Annotated in this window: 12 protein-coding genes and 1 pseudogene; 6 read left to right on the top strand and 7 right to left on the bottom strand. The window is 65.1% G+C overall.

Going from position 1 to position 16,389, the window contains the following annotated elements; genetic code table 11:
• Positions 1-1,050: 1,050 nt before the first annotated feature.
• Positions 1,051-1,434 (bottom strand): hypothetical protein, encoded by a 384-nt coding sequence (locus M3461_17520; protein ID MDQ3776020.1) that lies wholly within the window; start codon positions 1,432-1,434, stop codon positions 1,051-1,053.
• A gap of 69 nt (positions 1,435-1,503) precedes the next feature.
• Positions 1,504-2,883 carry a hypothetical protein gene (locus M3461_17515; protein ID MDQ3776019.1) on the bottom strand — a complete coding sequence of 460 codons (1,380 nt, stop codon included), beginning with the start codon at positions 2,881-2,883 and terminating at the stop codon, positions 1,504-1,506.
• A gap of 1,388 nt (positions 2,884-4,271) precedes the next feature.
• Between M3461_17515 and M3461_17510 the strand changes: the two genes are divergently transcribed.
• The 3 genes from M3461_17510 to prmC all read left to right on the top strand — a co-directional run bounded on the left by M3461_17510 (position 4,272) and on the right by prmC (position 8,537).
• Positions 4,272-6,245, top strand: coding sequence for a 2,3-oxidosqualene cyclase (locus tag M3461_17510; protein MDQ3776018.1), 1,974 nt, complete (start codon positions 4,272-4,274; stop codon positions 6,243-6,245).
• Positions 6,246-6,582: 337 nt separating this feature from the next.
• The gene (gene prfA / locus M3461_17505; protein MDQ3776017.1) at positions 6,583-7,665 is read left to right on the top strand and encodes a peptide chain release factor 1; all 1,083 of its coding nucleotides are present in this window, start codon (positions 6,583-6,585) and stop codon (positions 7,663-7,665) included.
• The gene (gene prmC / locus M3461_17500; protein ID MDQ3776016.1) at positions 7,662-8,537 is read left to right on the top strand and encodes a peptide chain release factor N(5)-glutamine methyltransferase; all 876 of its coding nucleotides are present in this window, start codon (positions 7,662-7,664) and stop codon (positions 8,535-8,537) included. Before prfA ends, prmC begins: the two co-directional genes overlap by 4 nt.
• Positions 8,538-8,582: 45 nt before the next feature.
• On the opposite strand, the gene M3461_17495 is transcribed toward prmC, so the two are convergent.
• Complete coding sequence (locus M3461_17495) at positions 8,583-8,801, bottom strand: hypothetical protein (GenBank protein MDQ3776015.1); 219 nt, start codon at positions 8,799-8,801, stop codon at positions 8,583-8,585.
• A 315-nt stretch (positions 8,802-9,116) separates the two neighbouring features.
• Here M3461_17495 and M3461_17490 point away from each other — a divergent pair, with 315 nt between their 5' ends.
• The 3 genes and pseudogenes from M3461_17490 (at position 9,117) to M3461_17480 (ending at position 11,792) form a co-directional block, all read left to right on the top strand.
• Complete coding sequence (locus M3461_17490) at positions 9,117-10,094, top strand: NAD-dependent epimerase/dehydratase family protein (protein MDQ3776014.1); 978 nt, start codon at positions 9,117-9,119, stop codon at positions 10,092-10,094.
• Positions 10,095-10,272: 178 nt separating this feature from the next.
• Positions 10,273-10,498: pseudogene (locus M3461_17485) on the top strand (arginine--tRNA ligase).
• 82 nt (positions 10,499-10,580) lie between these two features.
• Positions 10,581-11,792 (top strand): hypothetical protein, encoded by a 1,212-nt coding sequence (locus tag M3461_17480; protein ID MDQ3776013.1) that lies wholly within the window; start codon positions 10,581-10,583, stop codon positions 11,790-11,792.
• Here the strand turns inward: M3461_17480 and M3461_17475 are convergent.
• The 4 genes from M3461_17475 to M3461_17460 all read right to left on the bottom strand — a co-directional run.
• Positions 11,702-12,253: a C40 family peptidase gene (locus M3461_17475; GenBank protein ID MDQ3776012.1), complete on the bottom strand. Its 552-nt coding sequence runs from the start codon at positions 12,251-12,253 to the stop codon at positions 11,702-11,704. The genes M3461_17480 and M3461_17475 overlap by 91 nt on opposite strands.
• Positions 12,250-12,759 (bottom strand): RnfABCDGE type electron transport complex subunit B, encoded by a 510-nt coding sequence (locus tag M3461_17470; GenBank protein ID MDQ3776011.1) that lies wholly within the window; start codon positions 12,757-12,759, stop codon positions 12,250-12,252. The genes M3461_17475 and M3461_17470 overlap by 4 nt, the downstream gene beginning before the upstream one ends.
• Positions 12,760-12,809: 50 nt before the next feature.
• Positions 12,810-15,398: a DUF975 family protein gene (locus tag M3461_17465; GenBank protein ID MDQ3776010.1), complete on the bottom strand. Its 2,589-nt coding sequence runs from the start codon at positions 15,396-15,398 to the stop codon at positions 12,810-12,812.
• A gap of 108 nt (positions 15,399-15,506) precedes the next feature.
• Positions 15,507-16,389: FAD-dependent oxidoreductase (locus M3461_17460; GenBank protein ID MDQ3776009.1), on the bottom strand; the 883-nt coding region annotated here is incomplete at its 5' end.

Genomic DNA, 16,389 nt, shown 5'->3' with positions numbered 1-16,389 from the left:
CCAACCCTCGCTGCCGCCGAGCCAATGGCTTGCTGCCGCCGGGCCAATGGCTTGGATAGTAGGTCATTGGACCAGCCACCAGCGTACGTTTTTACGAAGCATACGACATACAATTCGGTGTCGCAAGTGCACTCTTGCGGTTGAACCCGTTTAGGGGACTGTTGCGGGGGCCTGCCGAGGATAGTGAAAACGATAGGATATTCAACGCGGTTTCGCAAGCGTAGTGCATTCTCGGTGCGGAGTGGGGGAGTGATTGGGCGGGTCCGCGCCGGGTCGGGAAGGAGTTATTCGGCAGACCGCGGTGGGATTGCAGGGCTCACGGGTGAGCTCTGCGGTCAGTATCCAGTGCCTAGACACGAGCGCGCCTGTGCCAGTCGGGGTCCAGCGACCGGCAGGACCAGGAGGGGAGGCGCCTACCCGCTTACCCGCTGATCGAACTCAAGCTTCGGGTAGGCTTTCCACTCAGATCAGTGTCTTCGGTGCCTTCGCGCGGTTCGAAGTCCTCCTCCCGGTGGCGCGGACCGCGGGCAGATCGGGTGGCGCTGTGGGCTCGCCGATGTGTTCGAGGATGCGCTTAAGGAACCCCCCTGCGTCACGAAGGCGATGATGCGCCCCATCGAGGAACGAGGAGGTGCCGGCGCGCAGAGGGGCGTGACGGTCCGGTGGACCGCGCGCGCAACGGGGTCTCGGGGAGCCGCGGTCGCCTCCGAGCTTGTGAACAAATCTGGCGCGCGCCCCGAGGGATTCGTGGCGTGGTGCCCGCCGTCGGCTCAGAGCCCGAGGCCACGGCGCGCGGATACTTCGTGGCTTACCGACCCACCTACGCTTGTCCATTCCGGTGATCCAGGAGTTGGCAAGCATCCCATCTTGCCTATCCGCGATTCCGATTCGTGACATCCGGCCTACGCCGCACGATCCCCTTTCCCGGCCGATGGGTTCGGGGCGTCGCCGCATCCTTGCACTCCCTATCGTTAGAGCGTGCCGAAGTGGCGGCGGCGGATGGATTACGCTCCCTTAATTCCAACCATAGGATTATGCACCCCAGGGGCGCTAGCTCGTTACTTCGACCTTGACCCAATCCGCTGTGACCGAGGTTCCGCTAGCAGGGCTCCCCTTGTATTTCACCTCCACCGTCCGGCCCGGTTGAAGATCAGCTGGTGAGCCAACTTCGTTCTTACCTTGCGCTCTGCTCCGATCCAGCCACACGGGGGCCTCCTTCGGGATTGTGACCAGATACGTAACCCCCGAGGAATCGCTCACGGTCAGGCTTCGATTCTCTTCATTTACGGTGGCGATTTTCCCGATGATACTGTAGATGTTAGAAACTCCGTGCGAGTCGCCGATGGGAATAAACATCTCCATCGCCGCTTGCGCGAACAAGGCCGACGCGGGGAGGGCCAACAGGACGCCCAAGAAGAAGAAGCGTGTCAACATGATATTTCTCCTCATCATCACTTCCAGTTGCCGTGCCAGTGTGTATATACGGGTTCCCCAGCCGACGTCCTAGCCCAGGATGAGGCTCTTCGCCTGATTGATGGCGTCCAAGGCTTGCTTGGCGAGCTTGATGCGGCTTGAGGGGCTTGTAGTCGCTTTCTCGGTGAGACCGCGGGCTTCTTGGAGTTGTTGCACCGCGTCGGCGTGCAAGCCACCATCCTGGAGCACCATGATGGCATCGTCGATGTCGTGCACCGCCCGCTTGACGACATCCGCCGGGTGTTCTCCGGCGAGCAGCACGTTGTCTTTCACGGCCCCTAAAAGCTTGTTCAGCTCGCGGATATTATCCAGGGCGTTAATGGCGCGGAGAAACGCCGCCACGGCCTTCACCTGGGTAGCATCCAGAGCGATGGCTCGGCCTGTGCCATCGCTGAGGAATTGCCCTGATGGCGAGTCGTTGAAGGCGTCGGTATTGTAGAAATCCACCGCGCCCTCGATGGTGTCCACCGAGTTGTTATGGAAGAAGGGACCCGTATCCGCCGCTTCCACCACTGACGGTGTGTTGAACGTACCATCGCCGGGTGCATCTCCGAGTGTACCCAGACCGTCATCCGGCTGGCTGAAATCGCCGGTCGGATCGGGCAGATTTTCCACCCCGGTGTTGAAGTTCAAATTGCCACTAGCAGCTCCTCCCGGTGGGACGTTGGCGCCGGCATTAGCGTGACAGCCAAAACACTTGCCCGTGGTGGGCGAGTTGAAAATCTCCTGACCTTGTGCCGCTTCCGCGCTTTTCAAGGGCAGTGGTAGTTTCAGCTCTTCCTGCCGACCCAAGCTGAACTGGAAGGCTTCCAGGGCCTTTTCCTCATCTTCCGTGGGGAAGCGGAAATCGACGCCCTCCTTGCGGCCTGTGGTCTTGGTGAAATGCTGAGCCACCGCGCCTCGGGCAAACGACTTGAGGTCTTTCATTTGAGGCGCCCCGTCACCGGACCAGCCTGTTCGAGGGCAAAGGGTATCGCTCAAGCACTCCAATCGATTTCTGGGATTGCTGTCGATGGAAAACCGCTGGGAGAACACGTGAGGTACGCCACGCATGGTAAAATTGTGGGCAAGATCGTCGGTCCCGTCCAGATTTTCCAGGATCAAGCCGCGCTTGCGCATCAGCCTAGGATCCTCGAAATTCTTGTTGAGGTCTGGGTTATTTTCGGCGACGAAGAGAGGGTCATTGTTCGGGAGGCTGGCGATAAACGCCGCATCGATGGTCAGGTTATTCTCCGCCCGGTGACAGGTGCCGCAGGTTCGGCCATTACCATCGAAGGTTTCCTTGAAGAACAGCTCGCGGCCTTTAGCCACCAGCGGATCACCTGCGGGTGTCGGCTCGGGCGGTGCACAAGCCGAAAGCGTGATTAGCCCTATGAGTGCCGCTGAGCGTTTCAGATCGAGTAGTTTCATCGCATACCTCCCCTCTGGGCCGGAAAAGGCCGGCGTTTGTCCCCCATGGGCCCGCATAAGGATTAGAGATCAAGGCGGTTTCGCACGCCTACGTTGCGGTTTATGGCGGTGACGGGGCCTTGCGCGGGTAGTGACGCGTCTTATTGCCCTTCGGAGACCCCCAACGCGGTCTCGCCCTCTCCTTCCCGCAGCACGAGCTCGGTGCCTCGACACCCGCGCCCCCGAACGGCGTCTCGACAGTGAGGGTATGCGGTACCCGGCTAAGCAGATGCAGCGCGCCTTCGAGGTGAAGGATAGGAAATACAACGCGAGCTGTCAACAGAGAATGCGTTGGCAATATCTCATCGGACGGGCTGGACGGTAATTTTGCGGTGTGAAAGCGGTCCGCGCCGGGGCGGAAGCGCCCGCCCGGTTTGACGAGGCCAGACCCAAAATCACCAAGAGAGTCGTACATCGCTTGCTCCTCCGTCACTATCATTGATTTGTGGGCCACCGATGCTTTACCGCCTCTGCGGGCGGCCGAGCGGTCCCGGCGGCGATTCAGTGAAGCCGCGATGGCGTTCTTGGTATTGCCGTTCCCTCGGCGCCCTCCAATCCCCAAAGGGCCTGGCGGGGCAAGGTCATCATCTTGGCCACGCTAACAGAAGGGAGCAGCCGCGTCTGTGAAAAAAGTCACAGACAAACCTGGGCCTGGCTTGATAAACTCGTGCGAGCAGCATCTGCCAGAGGTGCCGCTGGGTTCGCGGGTAAGCAAAAACGGACTGCCGAAAGCGATTCGAGATGCTCGGCCAGCAGTTTGCGTTGGGTCGACTTGCCCGACCCACGCCTGGCGGACGGCGCCGACGAGGCGGTCGCGACACGCCGGGCCATCTACGCGATGTGGCGCAGACGGGCAGCCGAACGCACCCGCACGATGGGCTGTCTCGCCTGCGGGGACGCGCGGGTGATCCCGTTTGCGGGGGCTCGTTCCCGCACCATAGGCCGGGCCCTGCGGGGCTTGGGCGGGGCCGCCTGGCGGCGGCCAATGGGGACATGCCGGCCGGGTCGCCGGCGCCTTGCTCGGGCGTTTGAGGTGGCTGGTGGTGGGGATCCTGAGCGGGCCGGGTCCGCTGACCTGGTAGCTGTAAAGGGGTCGGAGCCTTTAAATGGTCCTCTATCGACTCGATTTTCGGCCTGCCCTGTCGGGCCTGACCGACTTTGCGTGCCAGCATTTCCTCAACCTGTTCCTTGAAGCGATCACCGCCCAAGGGAGTCCCGGTTTGCCAAGCCTCCCGGATCTGCTTCAATAGGCCCGTGCCCGGGATCGCGTGGAACCGGGGCGGGGTGTTCGCACCGCTCCCCCTTCCCGATAGCGAACGGCCCGAGGGCGATGAGGGGCGGCGCCTAACTTGTTAAGACAGGTCCTGGACTCGGCGTTGCGGCGTGCCGTGGATGCCCTCATCCGGCGGCAGTCCGCGAGCGGAGAATGGGAGGGGGAGGTCGTGTGGGGCCCGATGCTCGCGGCCCAGTACGCCCTCATGTGCCAGATCACCGGCCGTGCCATGCCCGCGGCGCGCAGAGACCTGCTGCTGCTCCAGTTCCAGCGCACGCGACTCGGGTCCGGGCTCTGGGGTCTGCACGCCCATTCACCGCCCTATCTCTTCGTCACGACGCTCGTGTACGTCGCGGCGCGCCTCTTGGGGCTTTCCAGGGACGATCCCCTCTTGGTCCCCGCCGCGCGCTTCATCGCGGCCGAAGGCGGGGTCCTGCGGATCCCGAGCTGGGGTAAGTTCTGGCTCGCGATGCTGAACCTTTATGACTGGGAGGGCCTCAACCCACTCCTGCCGGAGCTCTGGGCCCTGCCGCGCCGACTGCCGATCCATCCGGGAAGGTTCTACTGTCACACCCGGCTCATCTACCTGGCGATGACCGTGATCTATGCCTCGCGCCATCAGGGCCCACGCGGTCCGGTGATCGAGGCGCTGCGGGCCGAGCTCTATCCCGCCGGTTACGGAGGTTTCCGCGAGCACCGAGGGGCCTTGCGAGCCGGGGACCTGTACGTGCGGCCAGGCCGCGCGTTGCGTTGTCTCTGCGCGTTTTTTCTATTCGTGGAACAAAGGCACAGCGCCGCGGCGCGGCGGAACATCGTCGCGCGGCTGCTCGATCATCTCCGCTGGGAGTTTCGCACCACCGATCACACCGCCATCTCGCCGGTCAGCGGGCTATTGAGCCTCATCGCGCTGTGGATCCATCAACCCGACGACCCCGATCTGCACCGAGCTCTGGTGCGTTTCGAGGGTTGGATCTGGGAGGACGGGCGGGACGGCTCGCGCGTCGCCGGTGCGCGCAGCGCCTCGTGGGACACGGCCTTCGCACTCCAGGCACTGGCCGCGGTAGAGTCCCGGGCGAGCACCGGAGAATGCATCGCGCGGGGCGCGTCGTTCCTCACGACCCAACAGATCCGCCGGACGTTTCCAGGCGTCGAAGAAAACTTCCGCATCGATCCGCGGGGCGGATGGTGTTTCGCGGGGGTATGGCACGGCTGGCCCGTGAGCGACTGTACGGCCGAGGCCCTCTTGGCATTGCTCGCCGCGCCGGGCGGAGTACGGGACAGCGAAGCGCTCCGGGAGGGCGTCGAGTTCATGCTGCGTTGTCAGAACGCCGATGGCGGCTTCGGCAGCTATGAGCCCAGCGGCACGCGCTGGACCCTCGAATGGCTGAACCCCGCGGAGATGTTCGCCGACTCGATGACCGACCGCTCCTGGGTGGAGTGTACCTCGTCGTGTATCAGCGCCCTGGCCGCCTTCCGGGAACGTTGCCCGGGGGTCATGGACGGCCGCATCACGCGCGCCCTCGAGCGCGCCGCACGCTGGTTGGCCGCTCGCCAGCGCCCCGACGGCGCCTGGCCCGGCGCTTGGGGGGTGTATCTCATCTACGGCACGCTATTCGGCGTGCGGGGACTCTTGGCCGCCGGTACACCGGTGTTCCATCCCGCCATCCGCAAGGCGTGCCGGTGGCTCCTGGCGCGCCAACGGCCGGACGGCGGATTCGGCGAGCACCACAGCGGCTGCCTCACGGGTGTGTATGTCGAGCACCGCGAAAGCCAGGTGATCCAGACCGCCTGGGCCCTGTCGACGCTCTTGGAGGCCCACGATCCCGATTGGTCCGCCATCGAGCGAGGCGTGGATCACCTCCTCTGCACGCAAGACTCGAACGGAGAATGGCCGGCCCAAGACTGGACCGGCGTCTTTTTCCGCACCGCGCTGCTCGATTACACGCTGTACCGCCGGTATTTTCCCCTGTGGGCCTTGGCGTTATACAGGACCCGGGGCGGGCAGCGTTTACACAACGAGCTGAATACGCACCTGGCGCCTGGACCTTGAGACACGCGTGAATCTGTCCGAGGTCTCCGCCCGCCGAGGTGCGCGTCACCCGCCACGAGGGCGCGGACGATCTGCTCAGCGCGGGTGTCGGCCTGCCTGGCTTGCGCGCGCCCGCCGCGCACGGCGTCCGCGCCGCACCGGGTGGCGATCAACACGCGCACTCTGGCGACAACCCGGAGGCCGACTGGGGCCGTCACGTGCAACAGGCCGCGGTGTTCGGCCTGCACGCGCTCGATCTCGCGCGACTTGTTGGGCGTGGACCAGCATGGCGGCGACGGGTAGTGGGTCGCCGCGGCTCCACCGTAGCAGGCCGGGTCACGGTAGAATGCCAGACGCCATGAAGGATTCGCTCCTACAGAAACTCGAACGCCTGCGCGCCCGCTCGCAGGAGCTGACCGGGCTGTTGTCGAACGAAGGGGTCTGGAAGGACCAAGCGACCTTCCGGGAGTTGGGCCGCGAGCAATCCGAGCTGCGGGTAGTGGTCGAGTGCTTCGAGAGCTATCTCCGGAATCGCCGGGCGATCGAAGAGGCGCGGCGCATGCTCGATGAGGAGGACGCGGGGCTGCGCGAGCTGGCCGCGGAAGAGCTCAAGAGGAATCAGGCGCGCGACGAGGCCCTGGAGCGCGATCTGCACCGCTTCCTGCTCCCGCAGGACCCCTCGGATCGCAGCAACATCTTCCTCGAGGTGCGCGCCGGGACCGGCGGCGAGGAGGCGGCGTTGTTCGCTGCCGCGCTGTTCCGCATGTACGGACGCTATGTCGAAACGCGCGGCTGGACCTGCGAGGTCCTGAGCACGAGCCGCGCGGACGCCGGCGGGATCAAAGAGGTGATCGCGCGCATCGTGGGCCAGGGGGCATATTCGCGCCTCAAGTTCGAATCCGGGGTGCACCGCGTGCAGCGCGTCCCCGAGACCGAGGCCCAGGGGCGCATCCACACCTCGGCCTGCACCGTGGCGGTGTTGCCCGAGGTCGATGAAGTGACCGACATCGAGGTGTCGCCCTCCGAACTCCGCATCGACACGTTCCGGGCCTCGGGGGCCGGCGGCCAGCACGTCAACAAGACCGATTCGGCCATCCGTATCACCCACCTCCCGAGCGGGCTCGTGGTGGAGTGCCAGGACGAGCGCTCCCAGCACAAGAACCGCTCGCGCGGCATGAGCCTCCTCAAGGCCAGGCTGGTGTCGGCGGAGCGCGAGCGCCAGCGCGAGAAACAGGCGGAGAGCCGCCGCAATCTGGTGGGGAGCGGGGACCGTTCGGAGCGCATCCGCACCTATAACTTCCCGCAGGCGCGCGTCACCGATCACCGCATCAACCTGACCGTGTACAAGCTCGAAGCGATCATGCTCGGGGAGCTGGACCACGTGATCGAGCCGCTCATCAGCGAGCACCAGGCCGATCTCATGGCCGCGGTGGGCAATTGAGGACCGCGGCCGTCCCGAGAAACGAGGGCACCGGGCCAGCGACGATAGCCGGCCTCCTCCGCCACGCCGAAGCCCTTCTGTCGGATTCGGACAGCGCGCGCCTGGACGCCGAGGTATTGCTCGGCCACGTCCTCGGTGTCGGGCGGGTACAGCTCGTCACCCGGGCGGACCATCCGGTCGCGGCGGCAGAGGTGCGGCGTTACCTCGATCTCATCGCGGGGCGCGCGCGGGGCATTCCGGTCGCCTATCTCGTCGGCCGGCGCGAGTTCTGGTCGATGCCGCTACTCGTCGATGAGCACACCTTGGTGCCGCGCCCCGAGACCGAGCACCTGGTCGAGGCGGCGCTCGAGCTCATTACGGCCCATGACCTCCGCGAGGTACTGGACCTCGGCACCGGATCGGGGGCCATCGCCCTCGCGATCCGCGGATCGACGAAATGCCGGGTCACGGCCACCGACGTTTCCGCCCCGGCGCTCGCGATCGCGAGCCGCAACGCGGGGCGCCTGGGGTTTCGCGATATCGCGTTCGTGGAAGGGGACTGGTACCGGCCGCTCCGCGGCGCGCGCTTCGACCTCATCGTGTCCAATCCGCCTTATGTCCCGGACGCCGAGCTCTGGAGGGCCGGCTTCTGCCACGAGCCGCGCGTCGCCTTGTCCGGAGGCGATGACGGTCTCAAGGCCCTGCGCACCGTCATTGCCGGCGCGCCGCGACACCTGCGCGATGGCGGATGGCTCGCCCTGGAGCACGGTGCTGCTCAGAAACAGCCGGTGTGGACGATGCTCGGCGCGGTGGGCTTCCGTGCCCGTGCCACGATCCCAGATTACGCCGGGCTCGACCGCGTGACGATGGGTAAATGGCAGCGGGCGGAATGACACCGCCCGCTGCGCCCCGCACCATGGCGATACCGCCCGGGGTGATCAACCGCCTGCGCAGATCCTCGGGCAGGCGGCGCCTGCCTTGTCGTCCCCATAGGTGTCGGGATCACAGGTGTCGCTCGGGTCATCGACACAGGTCTGACCCTCCGGGCATTGCACAGCGGTGGCGCCGCCGCAGACCTGGCCGGTCGCTTCCTCCTTGTTGTTTTCGCATCCCATGAGGAAGAGCGCAAGGAATAGGGTCGCGATTCTTAATGGCATAACAGTTACCTCGCTGTGGGGGTTACGTACCGCATGTGCTCACCCGACCACCGGGCCTTCACCGCCCCGACTGGCCGCTTCGGTATGTTACGGGAAAGCCGGTCGGTACACCATGGCGCCGACGAGGGAAGTCGGCGAGCCGTCCCCTCCGGGCGAGGCGAGGAGCACCGGGCCGCGGCCGTTATGGGATTTCGCGTAACGAGTGCGGGCTCCACCGCCTTGGGCTCGATACGCGAGGCCCCGGGCATTGCCTAGCAGCACGGAATTGCCTACCCTGTCGCAGCTGGCGGCTGTTGCGTCATGAGGGGTGGGGGTATGAACAAGGTGCTGGTAAGCGGCGGGGGGGATATCCTCGACTACCACGTGATCAAATGCTTAAAAAAGCGCGGGATCCACCCACGTTGGCTGGTGCTTCCGGGCAGTGACACCAGGCACATCATCAAGCACCTCGTGGTGGACCCCATGGGCGAGATCACCAAGCCCAGCGACTTGCGGGCGGCGCTGCAAGGGGTGGACACCGTGGTGCACATGGCCTACGAGGTCGACCCCCGCAAAACGCGCGAGGACATGCACGAGGTCAACGTGGCTGGCACCCAGAGGCTCATCGATGCCGCGCAGGCCGCAGGCGTCACGCGCGTGGTCGCGAGCAGCAGCGCCCTCACGATCGGCGTCCACCGTGATCCGGTACCGCTGGACGAGGACGCGGAGTGGGCCGTACACGGGATCGATCTGGGCTATGCGGAGTCCCGCCGCGAGGCGGAGCAGTTGGCACTGTCGCGCTCGCGGTCCGGGTTCGACGTGGTGGTCGTGGCGCCGGCCCTGACCATCGGCCCGGAGGACTTCGGTCCGGCCCCCGGCGGTAAGATCATCAAGCGCGTGATCGAAGGGCGTTTCGTGCCCACGTTCGACGTGGGCGTGGGCTGCGTCGACGCGCGCGATTTCGCCGACGGCGTCCTGCTCGCGACGGAGCGCGGCCGTCCCGGCCAGCGTTACGTCCTATGTGCCCACAACCACACCCTGAAGGACCTGGTCGCGGACGTCGCCGCCGTCGCCGGGACCCCGGCGCGTACCTGGCACCTGCCGCGGTGGCTGCCCCGGGTGCTAATCTCCGCCCTCGTCTTTTGGTCCCGGATCCGGCGCAAAGATCCGCCGGTACCGCCCGCCATTGCGAAGCTCATAGGCCGCTATGGCTGGTACGACGCCCGCCGAATGCGCGAAGACCTCGGCTGGCGACCGCGGCCCCTGCACCAGACCCTCACCGATACGGTGGCCTGGTTTCGGGAGAACCCCTAGGGAGCGCGCCGGTATCTTGGAGTACGACGCCGGGGCTCGCCGCGCCGATGCCGAGCTAGAAGCCGCCCGGATCACGGTGGCCCTCGCGCGGAATCGGGGCTATCTGTGGGCCAGCCTACGGGTGGCGCTCGCGTCGTACCAGGCATGACGACCGACACCCCCGCCCCGCGCTTCGAGCGAGCCCGTGAACATGTCAAAACGCGCGGGCGATTTCGTCACGCTGCGCGAAGTGATCGACGAGGTGGGGCGCGATGCCATCCGCTTCATGATGTTGACGCGGGCGAGCGATGCGTCGCTCGATTTCGACCTCGCCAAGGTTGTGGAGCACTCCAAGACAACCTGTTTTTTACGTGCAATACGCGCACGCTCGCATCCACCGACAGGCTTTGCTTGGTTTTCCGGACCTGAAGCCTGAGGTTCGGGGCAGGGGCAAAGCCTGATTGTCTGGCCGATTCGTCGGAGCTGGTTTCTGTTAAGAGGTATTTTATGAGTGATACGCCAATCCGCCGCACCAATTGGACTGCCAATCCACAGGGCGATGAGAGCGATGATCCCTTGGCGGAATTCGAGAGCATTATAGGGCGCAGCGCTCAGCGCTTTGAGCCGGAAAGCACGGCTGAAGATGCCGAGCTCGCCTATTACCTTGAAACCGAACCGCGCAGCGGCGGCCAGCCTGCCCCTGCGAGGCCGGCAGCACCAGCGCCGCAAAACAGAAATGATCCTCATAACAAGGATTCTCGTGGTTTCAGCGAAGACGAGTTCGAAGCGGCGTTTCGCTCGCTTGAAAAGCAGACCTCTTCCGCGCCGGTGCGCGAAGGATCGGTCGTCAAGAAAGAGCCCGTTTTTGAGAAACCGCCACCACAGGATTACTCGCGGACATTCGCGCAGACTTTTGAAGAAGAAATGGCCGGCAGTCCGGGTACCTCCGGGCAGGAATTTGAAACCCGCGCCGACGCTTTCGATTTTGACACACGCTTCGTCACGGTCATCGCGGTCACGGGTCTTGTATTTGTCGCCGTCATCGGGGCGCTGATCTACTCCTGGGTCGGCGAAAAAAATACGGGCGAGCCGATCGTGATCAAGGCCGATACATCGCCCGTGAAAAAAATGGCCGCGGCCGAACCCGAACAACCATCGAGTAACAAGCTGATTTATGAGCGCCTCGGCAGCACCGACGACAGCAATAACGAAAAGACCGTTTCACGGGAGGAGCAGCCGGTTGACAACCTGCAGGCGCAGGATGCCAGTAGCGCTGCCGTGCCTGCGGCCCCGGCATCGCCACCGCAGGCAAGCTCAACAACGCCGCGCGTGATTCTCCCTAATCCTTCAGCGCAGGAGACGGGAACGCCGAACACGCCGCGCCAGGTGCCGACCACGACGATCCGCGTGCGCCCCGACGGCACGATGGAGAATAACCCTTCAAGCGATATGACCGCGACCCCGCGCGCCACGGTGCTGCAAACCCTCACCGCCGCGGCCGAACGCATGGAGCTGGCGAATATCGCCGCAGACAAGGCGGAAGCGGGGGCGCCGGGTGCGGGGCCGTGCCTTTGCGCCAGAGCGCCCGCGTTCGTCGGGAGACCGTTTGTCCTGATCGATTGCGCTGCCTACTCGGCCGTCGTGGACGAGACCGGCCGGAACCAGCCGGAGGCGCCCACCGGGGATCGCCGAACAGCGCTGAGCCGGGCGTGCCAATAGCGGTGCCCGAGATTCGACACCCGCACGGAACCCGTGGCCTGGCTCGGGGCATGGACGAAACTGCCCTGGCCGACGTAGATCCCGACGTGGGAGTCCGGGCGCCCGCGGGTATTGAAGAACACCAGGTCCCCCGGCCTTGGGGACGCGGCGGGGACCCGCGGCAGCACGCGCGCCATCGATGCCGAATCGCGCGGCAGATCTATCCCGTAGCGCCGGTACACGTGCCGCACGAAGCCGCTGCAATCGAAGCCCTGCCGCGGACTGTCGCCGCCGTAGTGGTATGGCGTCCCCCGCAGGCTCAAGGCGTAACCGACGAGCGGGGGAACGCCCGCCTGCGGGGGCGGGCGGCCGGCGGTCTTCGGTACCGTCGAGCACCCCGCGAGCGCGACCAGGAGTGCCGCCAGTCCATACGCCAGGTGGTGTGCCGCGCGCCTCCGGGCCTCCGGGCGGGGATCGGTCACGACGGGTCGCGGTCGCCCCGCCGCCGTGCCTGGGATCGCTCGACCGCGGCCCGGATCACCGCCGGCGCGGCGGCAGGATCGAACGCGGGGAGGTCGCTCTCCCTTCCTCGGTCCCCACTCCGACCCCGGCCATCGTCTTCCTGCCGGCGCGCCAGACGGTCCTCGCGTGCCCGCTCCCGTGCCTGGGCCGCCTGGGCGCGATCGTTGTCCCAAGCGAAGGGGGCCTCGACCAGCTCGATGCAATCGACCGGACACGGTGGGAGACACTGCTCGCAGCCGGTACATTGCTCGATCAAGACCGTGTGCATCTGCCCCGCCGCGCCCACGATCGCATCGACCGGGCAGGCCTTGAGGCACTTCGTGCACCCGATGCAATCCACTTCGACGATGCGAGCGATGTGCATACGGCCCTCTATGCAGATACCGCCATCAAGTTTCTCGAGCGGACGCTGCTCGGGGCCCGAGCGCGCGACACCGCGGCTATCACCCAAAACGGCAAGGTTCACGCATATCTCGCCTCGCCCGCCGTACCGCAAACCTGACGCAACTACCGGGATTACGGCGTGCGCTTGGAAGGACAGGAGATCGTAAATACGTCGACCAGCCGGAATTTCGGGTTACCATCGAAACTCGCAAAGGGCTCGTCTATCCCGATCACATAGCCGGTAAGCGAGTCTCGCGTCAGCTTGATGCGGACCAAGTGCCGGAATTGCTCGGTACGGGCACCGCCCCCGGCCTCGTTGTTATGACCGTTGAACGCGAGCGAGACGGCGAGGTACCATCCGAACCAGACACAGCTCAGTAGCGCTCCGATCAGCGCCGCGCCGACAATACGCCACGAGGTGACGACTTCCGCCGGATCTCCCCAGTTCATGACGAGGGCGGCGAGGAGGGGCAGCAGCCCCACGGCAATCCATGCGATCCACATCCTCCGAGCACAATCCTTCTGGTCCGTATAGGTAAACTCTCCTTCGACTCTAAAGTAGCGCAAAGCGGCGACTGTGATTGCGCCGATGGCTACGAGGGTGCCGACTATCTCCCACGCTCCACAATAAGCGATCAGCGCGAAGGGGACGGCGACCTGCACGAAGGCGTGCCAAGCGCCGAGCAGCAAGAATTGCTTCCGGTCTTTCGCCTCGTACAGCGCGCCGCCGACGAAGAATGCCAAGGCAACGAGGCCCAGCGTGGCCAGGCCTAACACTAGAAGCGTCACGATATCCGTGAGCACGATAGACGCGTTGTACGCGCCGAAGCGCCAGACACCGTAACTGACGCTGATCCAGGAGGCGGCGATCAAGGCAAACGGCAGGTGCGCTTCGAGATACGCTTCGAGAAGAGGCCACAGCCTACCCTCTTGCAGGGGCGGTGCGGAGCTCTCGTCTCGCTGCCGTTCCAAGTGCTTTTTGCGCGCAATCAGCACATCGCTCACGTAGCGGCAGAAGACCAGGCCGGCGATCAACACGCCCATGAACAGGAACACCATGAAGCTGGCGAAGAAGGCGGACGGTACCGTCAAGGGGATCAGAGAGAGCACGAAAAGCCCGGCGAGCCAGAGAAAGACGAACGCCATCCAACGTACGAGCGTGCTGCGCCATTCATCGAGCCCGGCCTGCGCCAGCTTGTCGGAATCGGTCCTAGTTCTGAACGCCAGGTAGATCAACACACCCAATAGCGCTGTGGCGAACAGCACGTCGAGCAGCGGGAGCGCGTACTGAGCGGTGGTCTCGCCGGGGATGGGGATCCGCGTCTCGCCGGGGATGCCCAATGCCCACTGAATGCGCTCCAAGAGCGAATCCGGATCGGCTGCACACCTCGCCTGATCTCCACAAGGACGCTGGCCGTTACCAATCCTAGTGAGCCAATGGAAAGCCGACCAGCTACTGTCGGGAATGGCGGCCGCGAAGTACGTTGCCGCGGCCACCATCGCTCCCGCGACGAACACGTATCCGCCATTAAAGATATTGCGCGGATCGAGCAGCCTCTTGAGCATGAGATTGTGCGAGTCCCCGCGGGGCGGATATATCACTGCATGGGGGACCTGTTCCAGGTCGGTATGGGAGGCATGCAGGAAGGCGCCACCACCGCCCGCCACCAGCGCGGCGTAGTTCGGACGGTCGTTCCCCGATGGTTGTGAATCGGATCGCTTCAGGGCCCCTGTCCCCCAATAGCGGGCGTAGTGGTGGACGTCCCCGGAGATATCGAGACGGCATCGGTCTCCCGCGAGCCCGCCATTGTTCTGCTTGAGAAAGGCCGGCTCCAATCCAAGGCCCCTATAGGCCCGGACGATCTCGGCATCCGGTTCCGTGTGCTTCCCGAGCTTGGTCACCGGCTCCGGTGTCGCCACGATCAGCTTTTTGGGTGCAACGCCCGCCTCGCAGGTCTCGAGGAAGAACGCCTGCTGCCGCTTGTCGAGGTTGCCATCCTGCACATCCAGGGCCCACAGCTTCCAGTCGTGGGGCAGCTCCAACGCTACATAGCTGGCTTTCTGCTCGCGATCGAACCCCTCGAGCTTTAACTGATCATATAGGCTTATGGTGCAGGAGGAACCTGCTGCGGTGGGCGGTGTGATTGGTTCGAGAAACTGGCGGTTGAATCCGTCCAGGGCATCGTAGTAGTCGTGGTTGCCCGGGACCCCATAGATATACGTACGGCTCGGGGTTTCACCTGCCGAACAGCGGTCGTCATAGGCCCAGTTTAACGGCTTGCGGAAGCGCTCCGCGAGTGTCTCGTAGTCCGCAATGTGATAGGCCGTGTCCCCGCCGACCAGCAGAAATTCCCCGCGCGGCAGCCGATACCCATTGTCCAGCGCCTTATTATTAAGCGATACTATTCCGGCATCCGGTTGGCTGCCAGCTTGTGGAAGCCAGAGGTCGCCCTGACACAGGTAGGCGATGTTATATACAGCCTTCTGGCCGTCGCCGCTGTCGGCGATGTAATCGAACCAGAACTCGTCGCCTTTCGCGTCTTTGAAGCGCCACACCACGTCGGCGCGCATCCAGTCGCGTGCATCCAGCTTTTCGCCATAGGAGGTGTAGAGCGCGATCCATTTCAAGCCGGCGAGGAGCTGTTGCCCGAGCAGCCAGCCTACGGGTGGCTCGAACTCGCGTTTGTCAGGTGGTTGGCCGGCAGTTGGTCGTTGTGTCATCGTTCCCCTTTTTTGTTGACGTCGAGCGCGCCGCCCTCTCGGTCCGTCGAGTATACACCTTCGGATCTCCATGTCGAGGCTAGGGCAGAGCACGTTGCACCCCGGCGGCTACCCCGATCGATCCTCCTCCGGGCCGAGGATGGTTTCGATCTGCGCCCGCACGTCCGCCGCGCCGGGAGGCGCGCCGTGGCGGACGTACCACGCGGCGGCGAGGCCCGCGGCCTGGCCGGTGGCGAGGCAGGTGCCGATGACCCGCAGCGCGGCCTGCGCTTCGTGATCGCAGGAGATGCAGCGGCCGGCCGTCCATAGGTTGGTCACGTCGGCAACCTTGAGCGCACCGAGCGGGATCTGTGTCGGGCGATCGTCCTCGGGGTAACGCCAGCGGGGGCCGGTGGGTTTTTCACGCAACTCCATCGGCCAGGTGCCGAGGGCGACGCGATCGGGCGTTTCCAGACCGCGCAGCACGGCCGCGGCGGTGATCGTGCTGTCGCCGCGCACGCGGCGGCTTTCCCGGATCCCCACCCGCGTGGGAAACGCGGCGATCTCGGCGCGCGCGAAGGCCGGATGGTGCGCGCGCAAAAATGCAGTGAGCGAATGGGCGAGGCGGCGGCCCGTTCGCTCCAGCGCACCCAGATGGACGGGCGAGGTCGGATTGAAATCCTCGGGGCCCGCGAGGTCCACGGTGCAATAGACCTCGGAGCCGCGGCCGGTGGGGCGGAAATGCGCGCCGAGCGCGCCGCGCTCTATTCGGCCGGCATGGGCCGCTTCGGCGAGCAATGCCGCGAGGCCAACGCGGCCATCGGCGTCGAGCGCGGCGACCTCGACGGTGTGCAGGGCGAAGATGAAGGCGGGCCGCTGGAGTCGTGTGGCGCTTGCCTCTTCGGTGCCGGCGCCGGCCTGCACGGCGAGCGTGGCGTCACCGCTCGCGTCCACGACCGCGCCCGGCTCGATGGTGGCGCGCGCGCCGCGGCAATACACATCGACGGCCTCG

The organism is Pseudomonadota bacterium, assembly GCA_030860485.1.
Classification (GTDB): domain Bacteria; phylum Pseudomonadota; class Gammaproteobacteria; order JACCXJ01; family JACCXJ01; genus JACCXJ01.
This window is presented reverse-complemented; position numbering and strand designations above follow the sequence as displayed.